The organism is Pirellulales bacterium (genome assembly GCA_035656635.1).
Lineage (GTDB): Bacteria > Planctomycetota > Planctomycetia > Pirellulales > JADZDJ01 > DATJYL01.
On record DASRSD010000122.1, the window covers coordinates 1 to 18711 of the forward strand.

General features: G+C 52.4%; 16 protein-coding genes. 1 reads left to right on the forward strand and 15 read right to left on the reverse strand.

The features are described 5' to 3' along the window. The 12 genes from VFE46_11285 to nuoH all read right to left on the reverse strand — a co-directional run. The coding region (locus VFE46_11285) for a glycosyltransferase family 39 protein (protein ID HZZ28575.1) at nt 1-1497 on the reverse strand (1497 nt) is incomplete at its 3' end. Between the two features lie 295 nt (nt 1498-1792). Then, entirely contained in the window at nt 1793-3358 is a 1566-nt protein-coding gene (locus VFE46_11290) for a GNAT family N-acetyltransferase (GenBank protein HZZ28576.1), read from the reverse strand. A gap of 78 nt (nt 3359-3436) precedes the next feature. Continuing rightward, nucleotides 3437-4495: a hypothetical protein gene (locus tag VFE46_11295; GenBank protein HZZ28577.1), complete on the reverse strand. Its 1059-nt coding sequence runs from the start codon at nt 4493-4495 to the stop codon at nt 3437-3439. 18 nt (nt 4496-4513) lie between these two features. After that, on the reverse strand, nt 4514-5863 hold the full coding sequence (locus VFE46_11300; GenBank protein HZZ28578.1) for a KamA family radical SAM protein: 1350 nt from the start codon (nt 5861-5863) through the stop codon (nt 4514-4516). A gap of 193 nt (nt 5864-6056) precedes the next feature. Beyond that, nucleotides 6057-6830: a TatD family hydrolase gene (locus VFE46_11305; protein ID HZZ28579.1), complete on the reverse strand. Its 774-nt coding sequence runs from the start codon at nt 6828-6830 to the stop codon at nt 6057-6059. Between the two features lie 74 nt (nt 6831-6904). Continuing rightward, entirely contained in the window at nt 6905-7342 is a 438-nt protein-coding gene (locus VFE46_11310; protein ID HZZ28580.1) for a hypothetical protein, read from the reverse strand. Nucleotides 7343-7399: 57 nt separating this feature from the next. Continuing rightward, a complete protein-coding gene (locus tag VFE46_11315; GenBank protein ID HZZ28581.1) occupies nt 7400-9109 on the reverse strand; it encodes an NADH-quinone oxidoreductase subunit N in 1710 nt (569 codons plus the stop codon). Between the two features lie 53 nt (nt 9110-9162). Beyond that, entirely contained in the window at nt 9163-10959 is a 1797-nt protein-coding gene (locus tag VFE46_11320; protein ID HZZ28582.1) for an NADH-quinone oxidoreductase subunit M, read from the reverse strand. 42 nt (nt 10960-11001) lie between these two features. Beyond that, nucleotides 11002-13413 carry an NADH-quinone oxidoreductase subunit L gene (gene nuoL / locus VFE46_11325; GenBank protein ID HZZ28583.1) on the reverse strand — a complete coding sequence of 804 codons (2412 nt, stop codon included), beginning with the start codon at nt 13411-13413 and terminating at the stop codon, nt 11002-11004. Between the two features lie 37 nt (nt 13414-13450). After that, nucleotides 13451-13795 carry an NADH-quinone oxidoreductase subunit NuoK gene (gene nuoK / locus VFE46_11330; GenBank protein ID HZZ28584.1) on the reverse strand — a complete coding sequence of 115 codons (345 nt, stop codon included), beginning with the start codon at nt 13793-13795 and terminating at the stop codon, nt 13451-13453. Between the two features lie 33 nt (nt 13796-13828). Continuing rightward, a complete protein-coding gene (locus VFE46_11335) occupies nt 13829-14425 on the reverse strand; it encodes an NADH-quinone oxidoreductase subunit J (GenBank protein HZZ28585.1) in 597 nt (198 codons plus the stop codon). After that, complete coding sequence (nuoH, locus tag VFE46_11340) at nt 14422-15657, reverse strand: NADH-quinone oxidoreductase subunit NuoH (protein HZZ28586.1); 1236 nt, start codon at nt 15655-15657, stop codon at nt 14422-14424. The genes VFE46_11335 and nuoH overlap by 4 nt, the downstream gene beginning before the upstream one ends. Nucleotides 15658-16020: 363 nt before the next feature. On the opposite strand from nuoH, the gene VFE46_11345 reads away from it, so the two are divergent. Then, on the forward strand, nt 16021-16527 hold the full coding sequence (locus VFE46_11345) for a hypothetical protein (protein HZZ28587.1): 507 nt from the start codon (nt 16021-16023) through the stop codon (nt 16525-16527). A 75-nt stretch (nt 16528-16602) separates the two neighbouring features. Here VFE46_11345 and VFE46_11350 read toward each other — a convergent pair whose 3' ends face one another. From VFE46_11350 to VFE46_11360, 3 genes are all read right to left on the reverse strand, one after another. Further along, complete coding sequence (locus VFE46_11350) at nt 16603-17808, reverse strand: NADH-quinone oxidoreductase subunit D (GenBank protein ID HZZ28588.1); 1206 nt, start codon at nt 17806-17808, stop codon at nt 16603-16605. A 9-nt stretch (nt 17809-17817) separates the two neighbouring features. Continuing rightward, nucleotides 17818-18351, reverse strand: a complete 534-nt coding sequence (locus VFE46_11355) for an NADH-quinone oxidoreductase subunit C (protein HZZ28589.1) — start codon at nt 18349-18351, stop codon at nt 17818-17820. A gap of 62 nt (nt 18352-18413) precedes the next feature. Continuing rightward, the coding region (locus VFE46_11360; GenBank protein HZZ28590.1) for an NADH-quinone oxidoreductase subunit A at nt 18414-18711 on the reverse strand (298 nt) is incomplete at its 5' end.

Sequence of the window (18711 nt, forward strand, 5' to 3'; positions counted from 1 at the left end):
AATAACTTCAGCCACCGTCGGAGAGGGTTGATGTCGATCAAGTTTAACAGCAAGCACAGCGAACAGGGCCGTGCACAGTGTGAGCGCGGCAGCGGCCAAGCCAATCATCGCAGCGTGTTGTTGGCCTCGTGCTGCGAATAAAATGCCAGAAATGCCGGCGATGAGAAGAATTCCACCTAACCAGCCAATTGCTGCGATCTCGTTTGTCAATTCGGTTGAAATGCCAAACTGATCCAATAATGAATGGCCCCGAAATGTTCCAAATGCAAACAATGGCATCGCAACCGCTACTAGCCCTCCAACCAATGCTAGCGAACCAAACGACAGCCTTGGCCACCAAACATGAATCGAATTCGGCCGCGTGAGCCAGCGGTCAATTAGGCAAGCTGTCGCCAACGCCAGCGCCGGATATGCAGGCAACACGTAATTCGGCAATTTCGTTGCCGCTAGAGAGAAAAATCCAACATACACCACAATCCAGCAAGCCAAGAATTTGCTTCCCCGCGACCATCTTTCTCTGCCCCGGCAACGCTGGGCCATATCGAGCAAGGTGGGAATTGCAAAGATCGACCAGGGAAAAAATCCGACCAAAATGATGGGCAGGTAATACCAAAATCCGCCACTATGACCGTCCATCGCCCCCATAAACCGACCATAATTCTGTACACCGAAGAATTCTCGCAGAAAATCGCCGCCAGTGCGCCACCCAACCAGAGCAAACCATGGTCCGGCAACAACACCGATTGCGGCCAAGGCAGTAAATGGCCTCATGCACCAAAATACATATAAAATACGCGCAGGCGAAAGACGCCAAAAAAACGGAAAAATGCCATCTGCACGCGTAGTTCCACTGCTACGTTCCCGTGGATCGCGCATTAACAAATAGCACCCAATCGTCGCTCCAGGCAAAAGTAAGCCGATCGGCCCCTTTACAAGCACTGCTAATCCCATCGCACAGTACATCGCAGCGCAAGTTGACCACGGCAATGGAGTAAGGTTGGCGGTCGCTGCTGGTTGGTTAGCAATACTCTCCCAATTTTCTCGTCGCGCAAAAATGTACAATGCCAATGCCGAGAAGAACACTAAAAAACTATCCGGCGTTGCAGCGCGGGCAACCACGTCAAACATTACGGCAGTGGTTATCGCCAAACCGGCCCATAAGCCAACCTGCGAATTGAACATCCGCTGTCCAAGCCTGTAAACCAAAAGTGCCGTGCCAATTCCAAAAACAGCAGGCCAAAATCGTGCGGCAAATTCGTTTACTCCAAACAATAGAAAACCAATCCGCATCATCCAGAACATAATCGGAGGCTTGTGGGCGAACAATTCGCCGTTGAAATACGGTACGATCCATTCATTTCGCTGCCGCATTTCCACGGCCGTACGAGCGAAAAACGCCTCATCTTGATCCCAAAGCCGCGTCGCACCCAGATTCGCGAAGAACGCCACGATGCCAATGCCGACGATCCATAATTGATTCCGAGTAGTTTGCCGCATGGGGCTTCCTTTTGCTGAAACGGCAGAACTAGAATTTTTCCGATGATTGGTAACCGTTCGTGCCGCTAGGTCCTAAATTGCGGCTGAGGACTCTAGGTAATCGGGCGAGAATAGTCAAGGCGTTTGCTCAACTAAAAATGCTCTGGAAAACCTAGACAATCTTTATGCGCCACCTCAGCAGGTTTTAGCAATCGACCGCATCCGAAGCTTAAATAGTCTTGGTTCACCTGCATGCCAGGATTGCTTTCACCACCTTGCCTGAAAGAGCATCTACCTAGTATTTCGTCCTGCGTCGCTAAGCAATTCGTTTTCCAAACGTGATTTTGCCGTCACCAAGTCGGTAAAAATCATCAATTTCGCTCAGTGTGTGAAAACCACAACTTCGGTAGAACAATCGCGTGGATTGATACGCCGCTGTCGAGGATGTTTCGGCAAGCAACCAGCGGCCGCCCGCAGCTTGGATACGGGATTCCACTCGGGCAATCAACTGTTTGCCGATCCCCTGCTTCTGGAAATTTGGTGCGACAGCAATCCAATACAAATCAAAGGTGGCATCCGTCAAGGGAACTCGTCCGTGGCATGACCAACCGATGGTATGACCATGCGATTCTGCCACCAGGACATGGTAATCTCCCGTGGCACCCTCGTGCAGCGCTGTGCCAAGGACTTCGTCCGCGACTCGAATTTCGTCAGCGCGGAAAACGCCGCTGGCATAGACAATTTCGACAAGCGTTTGACGATCTTCTGAGCGAAAATCGCGTATATGAGCTTCTGATCGAATTTTTGCTTGCGAACTATTGGGAGCTGTGGAAACTTTTGCTACCAGCTTTCGCGTGCTGTTCAAGATTTTTCTTCGTGTCACTGCGGTGTTCAGTAAACGCGTTCCAAATTGATAGTACGGGATGCCGGCTCCGTGCAGCATTCGGGCGAGGCCAGCCTCAGGGCCAATATCTGGGTTGGCATTTACCTCAAGAACGTAGATCTGCCCTTGGTCATCGACGCGGAAATCAATTCGAGCGTAGTCCCGGCAACCAACGAGTCGATATGCTTTGACTGCGATCTCTTCCAATTTTCGTGCTAACGCCGGCCCAATGTTCGCCGGGCAGCAAACCGGCGTCGACAAATCGTCCTGTGAATTTCGCACCCACTTGGCGTCGTATGTTACAATACAAAGATGCGGCAAAGCCTTCTGATGGAAGTCAATCTCTCCAATTGGGAGCAACTGCAATTCAGGAATTTCAATGATTCCAACGTTGAACTCCCGACCTGGAATAAAACGCTCGACCAAAGCATTGCCATGCAGGTTGTGGACCCTAGTAATTTGACGCAAGAGCGCACGCCATTCCGTAACAACGCTCTCGCTTCCAATGCCAAGGCTAGCATCTTCTGTTGCCGGCTTTACTATCAGCGGCGATCCATTCAACCACTTTTTCAGTTGCTCAGGTGGAATTTCGCTGCGCGCGACCTCGACAAACTCCGGCGTCGGCAATCCTGCACCCAAGAGCAAACGCTTGGCCCTTGGCTTATCTTGAGATACTGCCAAACATTCGGGTGAACAGCCCGTATATGCCACACCCAATAGTTCAAGCACGGCCGCAATATGCGATTCACCAATTGAATTGCCAGCAAAGCTCTCGCACAGGTTAACAACCACGTCTGGCCGTATCTCTTCCAATTCTTCAACCACTGCCGCTAATGAAATGTTGACCGCGACATCGCTAACCTGATGTCCGGAGGCGCGAAATGCTGCTCTAAGAGCTGCGACCGATTCTAATACTCCTGCTTCAGAAGCAGAATTTGGATCTTCACTCCGGAGCAGCGGAGTGTTGTAGAGCAAAACAGCATGTAACGAGCGAGTCACAATTCAGTGTCAATTTCGACTAACTCTGGCCAATGAATAGCGTCGGCAATCCGCACAATGATTTTACAAAGGCGAAGCTTAGATGGCAGTGTGCAATTGATACCTTTGCAAGGCCGCATTGACAATCCTTTCAATCAACTCTCGATAATCGATTCCCATGCCCTCGGCTAGCAAAACCAAATCGCTCGATTCAGGGGTCAAACCCGGAAGCGGATTGGCCTCTAGAAAATAGGGTATGCCATCTTTAAAGCGGTAGTCCAGTCTCGCCACATCGCGACAGCCTAGTGCACGGAATGCCGTGCGCGCGGAATTACATACAGCCGCTAGGTCGACTTCGCTCAGCGGAACTGGGATTTCGTAATGCACGCGCCGGCGCCAATCACGCTTGACATCCAATCCGTAGACAAAACGGCCTTGATTTTTCACGGGCGAGACGCGCATGACACCCACAATTGTCGGAGGATTATTGCCCAATATACCCACCGTGAGTTCATCGCCGTCAATGAATTCCTCCACCAAGACCGGCTGACGATAGCAAGCACTACACCGAGTGATTGCATCGTCGAGATGGCTATAATCCTCGATAACACTGTGATTACCTAACCCCTTGCTGGAACCCTCAAACGCCGGCTTAACGATTACGGGAAATGGCAGCGCGGCCAGTTGTGCACAGAATTCTTGTGGCGACCCATTAACAAGCATCCCGACCGGCACAGACACTCCCGCCTCGCGCACCAACCGCCTGGCGCAATCTTTATCGAGAGTCGCCGACAATGTTAGCGGATCGGAACCGGTATACGGAATGCCAAACATCTCAAATAATGCGGGAGCCCATGCTTCCCGCGACCGATGTATGCCCCGTCCTTCGGCCAGGTTGAATATCAAGTCAGGATGTTCCGAATCAAGCAAACGACGCATAAGCAATGGGCCGTCGCCCCATTGCTCCACATCAAATCCGCAAGAAGCAATCGCATTGGAAATTGCATCGATTGTTTCTGGCGAATCGAATTCCTCCTCGGCATCATCAGCTAATTCGCTTGTCGACCCATTTGAATTTTCGACCGTCACCTGGGCGTTGATTTTGTCCGTACTTCCGATGCACGATATCCGAGGCGTATAGGTCAAGGCAATTTTCACATTCAAACTCCGCAATAACTATCGAGCACGGCGGCCATTGTGCGGTTTCCGTCGCCGCGCATGTCGCGGCGTATTCGGCGGCACAAGTGGAAGACCGCGATTGCTAAGTACCTCGCTGACACCATACCCACCCGTCGTTTGACAACCATTCAATTTATCTTCCGGCTCGTATCGGAAAATCATGCCTTCGTGATTTCGCAAAACAATGGCATGTTCAGATGCCGAAAGAAGGTAGTTGGGCATCATTGGAATTTTTCCCGCACCGTGCAGTCCATCGATTACATAAGTGGGGACCGCCAGCCCAGAAACATGACCTCGCAGACCTTCGATAATCTCAATGCCTTTCCACGCCGACGTGCGAAAATGCCCCGCGCCAGTCACGGGATCGCAATGAAATAAATAATATGGTCGGACTTTTATTCGCAGAAGTCCGCGGACCAATCGGTGCATTGTTTCCAACGAATCATTCACTCCTTTTAGCAGCACGGAATGGTTATTTACTGGCATGCCGGCGCTCGTTAACGCCAGGCAAGCGCGGGCTGATTCCGCGGTGATTTCTCTGGGGTGGTTGAAGTGCGTTTGAATCCAGATTTTTTTGGCATCCGCCAGAAAATCAATCAATTCCTGATCGAACAATCGTTGCGGTAGCGTAACGGGCACGCGAGTGCCAATGCGAATGACATCGACATGCTCGATGGCAGCCAACTGGTTCACAAACCAACGAAGCTTAGTGATCGGCAGCGTTAATGGATCGCCGCCAGAGAGAATTACATCACGAATGGCAGGCGTAGTCCGGACATAATGGACCATCTGCTCTTCACTGTGGCTTGGAGAGTCCCAACCATCGCGATCTAGGGTGACACGTTTGCGCGTGCAGAATCGACAGTACATGCTGCAAATGGGCGTGGTAATTAGAAGCGCTCGATCAGGGTACCGATGGGTAACGCCCGGCACAGGGGAGTCTTGATCTTCCTCTAGGGGATCATCCAGCTCCACGCCGGAAATATTTTGCACTTCTAATGATGATGGAACCGATTGCAGCCGAATGGGGTCGAGTGGATCGGACGTGTTGATCAGTGAAAAATAATATGGCGGAATAGCCATCCGGTACTTATTTTCCAGCTGCTCCAGGGCAGCAATTTCCTCCGCCTCAAGCGGCATTAATTCGGCCAATTGGGCTGTTGTGCGAATGGAATGCTGCCGTTGCCATTGCCAATCTTGCCAAAGATGTTCTGGGATCTGACTCCAGACCGGATTCCGATGGCCTCGATTTTGTGTCTGTTCCAGACCAGGAGGTTCCTCAGTCTCGCCGACGTGCATTCCTTCGTCAGCCAAGACCTGGTGCGAACTTGCGTTCTGCTCGTTCATGGGTAGTGGCGATCTCCTAAATGATTAGTTACCGGAATGCCGCCAACATCCGGCAACCTGTAACCCGCGTCGCGCGCTTTGTACCATGCTGCTCCAAATCCAACAAGAGGCTAGACGACAAATTACAAACTACGCAAGTCATGCAGGCAGGTTGGTTTCAACTACGACGATTTTGCGTGAACCTATGTCGATATCACGAAATTCCAAATAGCCTCTTTGCGTTCTGCGAAGTCTGCTCGGCGAATTTCTCAACGCTAACGCCCCGCAGGTCGGCCAACACTTGAACTGTATGAACCAGATTCGCCGGTTCATTCCGTTTGCCACGAAAGGGATGTGGTGATAAGTACGGGCAATCCGTCTCCACCAGGATTCGCTCGGCAGGAACGCTGGCTGCGACGGCTCGCAAATCCGCCGCTTTTTTAAATGTCACCATCCCCGCAAAACTAATGTAAAGCCCCAATTCGATGCATTCTTCTGCCGTCGCAGCATTCCCTGTAAACGAATGCATAACTCCTAATAGGCTGTCCCGCCCCCGAGCTGCTCTTAGCATCGCCAGTACGTCAGATTCACTTTCCCGGGTATGAACCACAAAGGCAAGCTTTCGTTCTTGTGCCAATCGCAAATGGCGATCAAAAAAATCTTGTTGTAAGTCGAACGGGCTATAATCCCAATGGCGGTCCAACCCAGTTTCGCCGATGGCCACTACTTTTGGCATGGCCGCCAACCGGACAATTCGCTCCCAATCATCAGATTTTGCTTGGGCACAATAATTGGGCTGGATTCCCACGGCAGCATATACCGTTGAGTAGTCCGCTGCCAAACGAACAACTGCAGCGCTAGAATCTGCTGTCACGCCGATGGCAATCATTCGTTCGATTCCTGAAGCACTTGCCCGTTCGATCACCGCCGCCCGATCGGCGTCAAACTCTTCCTGATCCAAATGGGCATGGGTATCGACCAAAGACATCGATGGCACACCGCTAAAAGCAACTTATTCTCGACACGTTGTGGTCACCAACCATGCGAACTATTGAACTTCACTCACGCGGCAGGAACCGGCTGGCGAATAAGTTCCTCCAACGATTCCAGGTGCCCACGTGCATTGCCCAGCGCCTCTTCAGCCAAAGCATGGGCTGCCGGATCCGAATTCAAATCAGCCATGCATTGTGCAATCGCGGCCACATCTTGCTTTTGGTAATAAATGAGCTCGTTGATCAAGTAATCGAGGGATAAATCGTGCGTATCCGTAAAAACCATCGGATATTCGCCAAAACTGAAACGCCGTCTTCGTGAAAGCAGTAACTCGGCAACTTTGCCGGCATACAGGTGGCAATCTGCCACAATATGATTGAGCGCATGTTTGGCTTTCTCGTCGCCAGGGTGCATCCATGGCACGGCATCGGCCAAATACATCGGCAGAGATCGATAAATAGTCACCAGCAAGCGATTGAGAATCGCATTGGGCTCAGGTGGCGTCATTCAAATTCCTGTTCTCTTTTGCCGCCACGAGTTGCTCTGCTGAGAAAGACCGGCGCATTACATCAAGCTGCTCGCGCCAGAGTACAACCATGTGTAAAACTGATCCCAAAAAATTCCCAAAATTAGCACTGGCAGAGTGACCAGCACGACATATGCACCTGGCAGCGACACCAGAGAAAATCCTCGCGCCGGCCGATTGGCGGGCTCCGGATCAATTGCCATCGTTTTAATGACCCGGAGATAATAAAATAGACTTAGGGCAGTATTCAAACCGCCGATCACCAACAACGTTAACATAACCGAACGGAAACCCGGCACTTGCACCGCTCGCACCACGGAAGCAAAGGCGACATATTTGGCGGCAAATCCGGCCAAGGGGGGTAAACCTACCAGGCTGAACAGAATTACCGCCAGGCACACCACAATTCCCGGCGACAGCCGCACCAAGCCGCCAAAATCGTCAATCTCTTCGCTGCCGGTGGCATTCCTCAAAAACGCCACGATGGCAAACGCTCCCAAATTCATGAACAAATACAGCCCCACGTAAAACGGCACGGCAGAATAGGCGGCCTCAGCGGCCACGCTGCTTGTTCCCGATAGTGCCACCGCTGCCGCCACCGGCATCATGACATACCCGGCATGGGCAATTGTGGAATATGCCATTAGTCGCTTGAGATTGGTTTGACCATACGCAGCCAAATTGCCAAAGGTGCACGTTACTGCTGCAATCAGCGCGACCAAGAGGACAATAAAACTCCGCACTGGAGCCAGTGGATCTTTGCCTGCCGCCGGTTCGGACGCCATGGCTGCGACACGAACCGCCGTTTTTGACAAATTCGAATAATCCGCGGACTTGATAGCCACAGGATGCTCAACACTTTGAATCGCAGCGGCGCCTCCCTGCAAGATTTGCTTGGAAGGCGATTGGAATGGCAATGTTGTAAAGCCTACGGTCACGCGTATCAAAAGCGCCAATGCCGCAGCTTTAGAGGCCACACTTAAAAAGGCATTTACTTCAGCCGCCGCGCCTTCAAATACGTCAGGGCACCAAAAATGAAAGGGAAAAGCCGACAATTTAAATGCCAGCCCCACGCCAAGCATCAACCCGCCCAGCCCCAGCACGAGTCCTTGATCGGTCAAGTGTCCTTGCGATATTAATTCGGCCAATCGCTGAGCCATGGTTGGCAAATGACAGCTGCCCAGCACGCCTGCCAGCAGGCTAATGCCGTACAGCATGACTCCAGCGGCGCCGGCGCCGTAGACAGAATACTTCAATGCCGCTTCACTGCTGCGTGGCCTGCCTTTGAGCATCCCTGCTAACGCATACGATGGCACGCTGGCCATTTCCACACCTAGGAAGATAATCACCAAATGGTTCGCAGTCGCCATCAGGCACATGCCAACCGTGGCCCCCAATACCAGCGTATAAAAATCGGGAGCGTCTTCACGATCGGGAATTCCCGAAAGTTTGGTGAAGATTACAAACAACACGGCAAACAATAGCAGAATCGAACGGAAATAAACTGCGAACGAATCGTACACCAGCATTCCCGTGAATAATTCTGTCCGGTTCAGAGTCGACACGGAGTCTAACTGACTCCATGGCGCGGAAAACCACAATCCTACGGCCGCTCCAACAAGTGCAATCCAAAATGAGTCGATCTTTTCCAGACCGCGGAAGACCCGCAGCAACAACATGATCACGATCGTGGCGCACAATGCCAGCTCCGGCCGGAACAGCGCCAGGCTGCCGGTCGTGTTGCTCATCAACGAACTGATTAATTGCGAAAAATTCACTGTTTTCTAACAGGCTGCGGAGGTTAATGCTTGATTTCAGCCACACCCATCACCTTTGCATACGGGATGTCTTGGTGCGGTAAAGCTGCGGTGTTCGCCGCCGGAGAATCCTTAACTTCTTTGGTCCACGTCGCCAGCGTTTGCGCCTGGTTGTCAATCGTCGGAGTCATGTAATTAAACAAGGCTCGCGGATACACGCCAAACAAAATCGCTAATGACAATAGCGGCACGGCAATGGCAAGTTCTCGCGCGGTGATTGGATGCAGATGATCTCCATTTGGACCTTTGTATTCCGGTCCCAGGTACACACGCTGAATGGTCCACAAAATATATCCGGCCGTGAGAATCACGGTGGCTGCCGAAATCACCGCCACCGCGTGGCTGAAATTCCACACCGACAACGTGACCAGCACTTCGCCAATAAAGCCACACAGCCCCGGCAATCCCAAAGCTGCGAAGAAAATGCCAATGGCCAAGCCCGTGTATAACGGCATTCGATGAAATAATCCGCCAAACTCATCCAAATTGCGATGGTGCACCCGGTCGTACACCACCCCGACCAAAAAGAACATGCCGGCGGAACTAATGCCGTGGGCAATCATTTGGAACATCGCGCCATTGATGCCCCAGGCCCAATAGCTTGAATCGTAATTCCATCTGGCTGTGGCGCTCCAAACACCCAAGCCCAACACGACGTAGCCCATGTGGCTAATAGAGCTATAAGCCACGAGTCGCTTAAAATCTTTCTGTGCCATCGCTGCAAACGCGCCATACACCATACTCAGCACGCCGATTCCACAGACCAACCATGACAAATCGTAACCAGCATCAGGGCAAATGGGATAACAGATTCGGATAATTCCGTACCCACCCATTTTTAGCAAAATGCCGGCCAGAATCATGGAGATTGGCGTAGGCGCCTCAACGTGTGCGTCGGGCAACCAGGTGTGCAATGGCACGGCTGGCACTTTAATTGCAAAACCAATGAACAGCAGCAAAAACGCCCACCATTGCAGCGTCTGACCCAATATCCGATCGGCATCACGGCTGAACGGCGAGTTCGGCATCTGCCCCATGGCTTGCAATGCCATAATATTGAACGTGTGCTGCGGTTCCGTAGCAAACTTGATGGTGGCAATGGCGCTGTTTTGTTGTTCGGCTGCCAAATGCTGATCGATCACGCCGGCATCGAGCAGTTGCTTGCCGCTCAATAGCTTCAAATCACTGTTGAAGTACAAAATTAAAATGGCGATCAACATCAATACGCTGCCCATCAACGTATACAGGAAGAATTTAATCGCCGCATATTCTTTCCGCGGCCCTCCCCAGACGCCAATCAAAAAGTACATGGGCAGCAGCATCACTTCCCAGAACACGTAGAACAGGAAGAAATCGAGCGCCAAAAAAACACCGATCATTCCGGTTTCCAGCAGCAAGAACAAAATACAATACGCCTTTACGTGCTTGTCGATATTCCAGCTTGCTCCCATCGCCAACATACACACGAACGAAGTGAGTACGACGAGCGGAAAACTAATGCCGTCCGTCCCCATCAAATAGTAAATATTGAACGATTTGATCCACGGCACCGAAAACACATCCTGCATTGCCGATACGCCCAGATTAAACTGCGCCGTATCGGCCCCTTCCGGTCGCGGAATCGCCAACCAAGCGGTCAGCAAGAACACGACAACGGTAACCAACAGCGTCAACCAACGGATGGCTGCCTTGGTATTCCCCGGGAAAAAAGCAATTACCAGCGCACCCAGCGCCGGCAGAAATGTGATTAAACTCAATGGCAAAATATATGGACCGTTCATAGAACATCCGCTTACGGAGTCATCGCAGCCATGCGGCTGGTCTTACCCCGCCCAAGAGCTCCGGAAAAAGGTAATCAAAATAAAAAGTGCCACCGTTCCCACGATAATTAACATCACGTATTGCCGGAGGCGACCCGTTTGCACACGCCGCAAGGATAATCCCGTCGAATGTATGGCACTTGCCACCCAATTTACCAGTCCGTCGACAAACCAACGATCGATCGCATCGTCAATGGTCGAAATGCCGCGAACTGCCAATGCGCATCCGTCAATAAATCGATCGATAACTTTCTTGTCGAAATCAGAAACCCGCCGCGAGACAAACAAAACTGGCTGCACAAAAATGACGTTGTACAATTCGTCGAAGTACCATTTATGCCACAAAAATTGGTACAGCCGACTGAACTGCTGCCGCACCTCTTCCGGATTCAGTAATCGCCAGGCATAAAACACGGTGGCTAGTAAAAAGCCGGCCAGCGCCGTGGAAAAAGCAATGATTGAAGCCGGCACGTGAATGGCCATGTCGGTATGACTTAATTCTTCACTGGGATGCTCTAGGCTGGGCCAAATGACCGCGCCTTTGACCGTCTCCAACGTGCCCGCCGGCCGCGCCTGCTCCAGGAGATTTGTCAGCCCCCACATGGGCCAACCAATGCCAAAGGCAAACACCGCCAAAATGACCAGCGGAATCCACATTACTTTTGGTGATTCGTGAGCATGCTCATATACCTGATGATCTTTCGGTTTGCCGATGAATGTCATGTACCACAAACGGAACATGTAAAATGCCGTCATCGAAGCGCCTCCTGCTGCGGCAATAAACAAAACTCGATGCACCGGATTGTGGTTCGTGAATGACAGTGCTTGGGCAATAATCGAATCTTTCGAATAGTAACCACTAAAGCCAGCCACAAATGGAATTCCCGTACCGATAATGGCCAAACAGCCGACCAGCATCGTGTAGCCGGTGTAAGGCATCTTTTTAAGCAGGCCGCCCATTTTCCGCATATCGTTCGTGTGGCAGGCGTGAATGACGGAACCGGAACACATAAACAGCAGGCTTTTGAAAAAGGCGTGCGTGAATAGGTGGAACAATCCTGCAATCCATCCGCCCACGCCAAGCGACAGCATCATGTAACCCAACTGACTAACCGTCGAATAGGCCAGGACCCGCTTGATGTCGACTGCCACAATAGCAATCGTCGCCGCAATAAACAGCGTAATGCAACCCACATAAGCAATAACCAGCAACACCTCTTGCGTGAACAAAGGAAAGCAACGGCCGACTAAGTACACGCCGGCGGCCACCATCGTTGCCGAGTGGACCAGTGCCGAAACAGGCGTAGGGCCTTCCATCGCATCAGGCAACCATACCTGCAACGGAAACTGCGCACTTTTTCCCACACAGCCACAGAAAATGCCCAGCCCTGCGACGACCAGCAAACCATATCCCCAGCCATCGCTGCGCCAGTCGCGCATCTCGGAGGTAATTTCCGATTGAGCTGCGACATCGCCTCCCATTTGCCGATGGTCTTGTACGATTTCTCCCACTTTTTCCGAAGCCGCCGATTTCACCATGCCATCGGGCGGCGTCAATCTGTAAGCGTTTTCTGGCGAGCGCATTTCACTAAAAAGGCCCCGCGCCAGCAATTTGCCATCCGCATCTTTGGTATCTCCATATGCGAACGTTCCCACGGCGCCGAATAATGCCATCAAGCCAATGATAAAGCCAAAATCACCCACCCGATTCACAATGAAAGCTTTGTTAGCGGCAGTCGACGCACTTTTGCGCTCAAAATAAAAACCGATTAAGAAATACGAGCAGATGCCGACCAATTCCCAGAAGACAAAGGTCATCGCCAAATTGCCAGAGATCACCAGGCCCAGCATGCTGAAGCAGAACAGCGACAGATATTGGAAAAACTGATGAAAGCGGCCCGGCCGTACCAAATGATGGCCGTCGGACAAATGCACTTCGTGATCGGTCACATCGTGCAACTCGTCGTGCATGTAACCTGTGGCATAAACGTGAATGCAAGAGGCAATGAGCGTCACCATGCAAAACATGGCCACGGTTAAGGCGTCGATATACCAGCCGATCGTGATTTTCAGTTTGCCGACTTCGACCAGTGAGTACCAATCGCCACTGTAATATGCCGGGGGTGCGGCGGGCTCCTCCGTGGGCGCAACGCCTTCCGCAGACGACTTCGCCAGCTCGCCTCGTTCAGTAGCAGCGTTGTGCTGTTTCGCCGACAGTGGATGTTCCCCGAGCCAGCCGAAGAGGGCAATCGCTGACAGCACAAATGCGGTGATGATCGCTCCGCAAGCCACATACGCCGCCCCTTTGCCATGGGAGCCCATGTGCTTGCCGAAAAACACAATCAGCACAAATGACGCCAGCGGCAATAGCCAGGCTATTCCTAGAAGTGTCGGCAATGCGTTCGATAAATTCATGTGCTCTGCTGCGTCGGTGAAATCTGTTCTTCCGAATTCATCCCTTCAGTTCATCCGCCCGATCCACATCCACCGTCGAATGGTTGTTATAAAAATTCAAAGTAATGGCTAACGCCACAGCTGCTTCTGCCGCAGCTAGAACAATCACAAACAGGGCAATCAATTGCCCGTCCAAGCCAATCGATGCCTGACCGTCGGCGTGCAGCACTCGGCTGCCAAAGGCAATGAAATTGAGATTTGCGCCGTTGAGCACCAATTCAATGCCCATCAGCACGCCCAGAGCATTGCGTTTGGTTGCCATGCAGACCGCGCCGCAAACAAATAGCACGGCGCCTACCACCAGATAATGCGAAACGCCAATGGGTTCTGCGAGTAAATTCATAAAGTGCCTCCGCCTGCCGTTCGCGCTAAGCTTTTAAGTTTCCGCCATCTGCACCAATTTGCGTCGTTTGGCGCGTGCCAAATATGCTGCTCCGATTAACACCACCAGCAAATGCACCGACACAATTTCAAACGGCAACAAATAGCCGGACAATACGCCAGTCTGCTGTAGCGTTGAAGCTTTTGACAAGGCATCGACTCGCAGCCCTAACAGCCCTTCGCCGACGGTTGTTGTGGTTGGCGCGGCAACGATTGCCGGGTCGTTGCTCGATGAGCCGGCTTGCCATTGCGATATGCTAAATGCGGCTTGCACCAATACGGCAAACAGTGAACCGCCCACAATGGCTGCTAAAATCCAATCACCGCTGTGGGTTTTCATAGAGATGAAAGGGCTTTGAGCGGTCAGCATCACGCCGAAAACCAATAACACCAGCGTTCCTCCCACATAAATCAATAGTTGCATAGCCCCAATGAAATCGGCGCCGGCCAAAAAGAATAAACCCGCCGTCGCGCCTAACGACAGCACCAAGTAAAACGCCATTCGCACAATGTTGCTGGAAAACACCACAGCCAGCGCAAAGCCACAAGCCGCTAACGAGAACAAAAGAAAATAGATCGTGTGCCAATTCATTGCACTTCTTCGCTTGCAATTTTCTCTATAAGTTTCTGCGCCGATGGCTGATTGATCGTTCCGGCTTCCTTCTTTGTGGCATCCATAAACGCACCCTCTCGAACTTCAGCCGATGCCGCCGATTGTTTCACCCATAGCCCGCCCGGGAATTCGTACCGCCAGACGGCCACCCCCACAAACATCGCCGCGGCAATTGGCGTGCAGTATTTCAAGCAGGTTTTCATCACCTGATCAATTCGCAGCCGAGGCAACGTCCAGCGCACCCAAATCATCACCGTCACCCAGAAAATGCATTTTCCAATGAAATTCATGCAACCTAGTAAATTGGCAATGTATCCCAGGGTGCGCCAGTGTGATTCATCTGCCGTGTACGCCCAACCTAGCAAATGCGTAACCGGAATCGGACCATTCCAGCCGCCGAAAAACAGAATCGCACCCAATCCGGCGACGGTAAACATCGAACCGTACTCGGCCATGTAAAACGCCAGCCAGCGGAAGCCGGAATATTCCGTGTGAAAGCCGGCCACCAGTTCGCTTTCCGCTTCGGCCAAATCGAAGGGTGCCCGATTGACGCTGGCCGTCGCACAGGTGAAATACACCCAAAAAATGATGAACGTGAACGGATCGTGAAAAATGTACCAGTTCGTAAACCAGCCTTGCTGTTTTTGCGCAATCGTAATCAAGTCCAGCGAGCCGGCAATTAAGCATGGCGTAACAATACACAGTCCCAGCGGTACCTCGTAGCTCACCACTTGGGCGGCTTCGCGCATGGCGCCAAATAGCGACCATTTCGAGGCGGAGGCATAGCCGGCCAAAATAACACCGAACACTTCCAACCCCAGCACGGCAATGACGAAAAATACACCCACATTCATCCGTAGCGCTACCCAGCCGTCGGCAAAGGGGAGCGCCATCAGCGTTGCGTACGAAAAGACAAAGCTCACGTAAGGCGCCAGCTTGAAGAGCAGCCGGTCGGCCTCGCCGGGCATTAAATCTTCTTTGGTGATGAGCTTTAAGCCGTCCGCCAGCAGTTGGAGCCAACCAAACTTTCCACCGGTGCGCGTCGGTCCCAAGCGGTCCTGAATTCGCGCAGAAACCTTTCGCTCCACCCATACAAAGAACATGGCGCCAATAAACGGCACCAACAGGAGCAAATTGCATTGAATGAACCCGGCGAGCAAATAGCTCAGCCAAGACCACCAACCCCAGTGATGAATGAAAAAATCAGCCACCGCCGGTGACACGTCCTAACTGGCAAAAGTCCGAAAAGGCGGACCCGTCGCGGCAACCGCCTACAGAGAGCGGGCTCGCCCCACATACACCGAGGATGAGCCTTTAAGATCGTGAAATATGGCACAAAGTCCCCTATCTCGACAAGCCCCTAAAAACTCTCGGGAAATTTAGGAAATCAAAAATTGAGACCGTCTTTTCCTGCTCTCGGAGCTGTTCTGCCGCACAATCGCGGACGACTCAAAGCAACCAATTGCCGTCGGCCGAAACCAGGCAACCGTGGCCCAAAACGCATCTTGTATAGTGTACATATGTATCGTACTATGGCCGAGGTCGATCCACTTTTTTCACAGGAGAAAATCAGAATGAGCAGCAACAATCCGAATTTTTACCACAGCGGAGAAACCGTCCCCGTCATGATGTGGGCCAATAACGTCGGCTTTAACTTTTTTATTGGCGACCTGCTTGTTTTCGAGTCGACCTCGCATAGCACGGCTGCCTCCGTCGCAGACAACATTACACATTCCACGACCGCGAATGTCGATCAACAGGCAGTGCACGACAGTTTTTGCGGCGTGGCCGCCGAAGCCGTCATCAACAGCCAATCTGGCGGACCCGCATCGCCGCAAATTCGAGTTCACACGCGGGGCCGACATCGCTTCACCGCCAGCGGAACCATCACGCGAGGCGATTTGGTAGGCGCGGTTTACAATTCCAGCACCGCCAAGCTCGAAAATCAGAACGTGCAAACCGTAACCAACGAAAAGTACGCCATTGGCGTGGCTGTGTCAGACGCAGTTTCTGGCGGCACCGTGGTGGTCGAAATCATCAGCACCCAATTTTGGGGCGGGCCACAGCCCAAAGCCAGTTGAGAAACGAAAATGGCCAATCCCGCATGCTCGGGATTGGCCGTTCCTTTTCTTATCGGCAGGAAATGCATCTATTGCCTAGCGATCAATTTCTCCCATCACAACGTCTAGCGAACCCACAATCGCCGGTACGTCGGCAATCAGGCAGCCTTGGCACAACTCGTGCGTGACCGAGAGATTGCAAAACGAGCTGCTTCGGGCTCGAACACGCCAAGGAATTGAGCCCCCTTCGCTGACAATGTAAAAGCCCATTTGACCACGGGGACATTCGGTTTCTAAATACGCTTCCCCTTTGGGTAGCTTTTCAGCCAATTTTACCGGCTCGCCCCACGAGCCTGTGGCGCGGCTATACCGATCGATTCCCTGCCGCACCAAGTCCATCGATTGCACAACTTCCAGCATGCGCACATAAAACCGATGCCAACAATCTCCCAAAATTGCCTGCTGCGGCACGCGCGGGTAAGCATGGTCCTGCGGATAATGCCCATCTTTCTGCACAATGATTTCGAAGGCGTACCCGTCGTACATTTCGGTGAAACGTTCTTCGCCGTCGCGGCGTAAATCTTGATCGACTCCGCTGCCGCGCAACACTGGCCCAGTGCAACCATAACTGATCGCCGTCTCCGCCGACATGACGCCAATTCCTGCAGTCCGCCGCACGAAAATCGCGTTGGTGGTCAGTAAGGCATGATATTCCGCAATTATGGGCTCCAGCTCGTCCAAAAACTTTTCGCACCGCTGCAGCCAGCCGGGCGGCAAATCGGCGGTGGCACCGCCCACGGTGATATAGCTGTAGGTCAGCCGCGCGCCACAAGCTTCTTCAAACAAATCGAGAATTTTTTCCCGTTCCCGGAAAGCATACAAAAAGGGGCTGAACGTGCCTAAGTCGAGCCCGTAGGCGCCCATGCCGACTAAATGGCTGGCGATGCGCCCCAATTCGGTAATGATCACTCGCAAGTGCTTACCTTTGGCAGGCATGTCATACTTGAGCAACTTTTCGACCGTCAGTGCCCAACCCAAATTCATGTTCATTCCGGCCAGGTAATCCATTCGGTCGGTATAGGGAATCCATTGCCGGGGGGTCAGATTCTCGCCAATTTTTTCGGCACAGCGGTGCAAATATCCGATGTGCGGCGTGACCTCGGAAACAATTTCTCCGTCCGTGCGCAGCACCAGCCGGAGCACACCATGGGTACTGGGGTGTTGCGGCCCCATGTTCACCAACATTTCGTCGGTGCGCACGTCGAATTCGATGATGCGTTGATCGTCGGCGGCAATGCTCATTTCACAGGCCTACTTTCCCCGAATGCCGTGATACTCTAAGGGCATTTCGTAATCTTTCCGCAGCGGATGCCCGACCCAATCCTCGGGGCACAAAATTCTTCGCAGACCCGGATGCCCTACAAACCGCACTCCACTTAAGTCGAAAACTTCCCGTTCGTGCCAATCGGCGGTGCGCCAAATATGGCTCACCGTGGAAACTACCGGAAGCTCGCCCGGTACGTCGTTCTTCCATCGCGGCAACATCACCTTCAACACTAAGCTGACCCGATTCGGGACGCTCCACAGGTGATACACCAACTCCATGTGCGGTTGCCCCGAAACTTTGGCCGCCTTCTTTGGGTCGGGCTCGAAATAGTCGACTCCCGAAATTAATTGCAGCATGTCAAAACGCAAAGTCGGCTCATCGCGCAAATAGGTGCATACTTCAACAAGCGCAGGCGGTGAAACTTCGATCCAAGGATCGAGCGCCTCCTGATTGCCACCGATGATTTTGCCGTCGCCAAACTGCTGCTTCAGACGGTCAAGGAACGATTGTCCACGCATCTCAGCCTACCAATTTACCGCAGGGCGTTATGCCTGGATTGCGGATTAGCAAAAATGAAAATTCATGCCAACAATACCGATTCGCGCTCCACCGTGCCCGACGGGGGTACCCGCTGAGGTTGCGCAACGGGTTCTTGTGTGACTGCCCGAACCCAATCCAAATCGCCGCGTCGCCAAACATAGGCAAAACCGATCAATAAAATTGCAAAGAACGCCAGAATGTCAACCAAAGCTAGCCACGCCAATTGCTGGGCCGAAGAACGGACAGCACTTTCCTTTGCTTCTGATGCGGAAGGTGAGTGCCCCAGCTTATCGGCCAACACTCGCCCCTCATCCGTGGTCAAAGCCGGCGATGCGTCG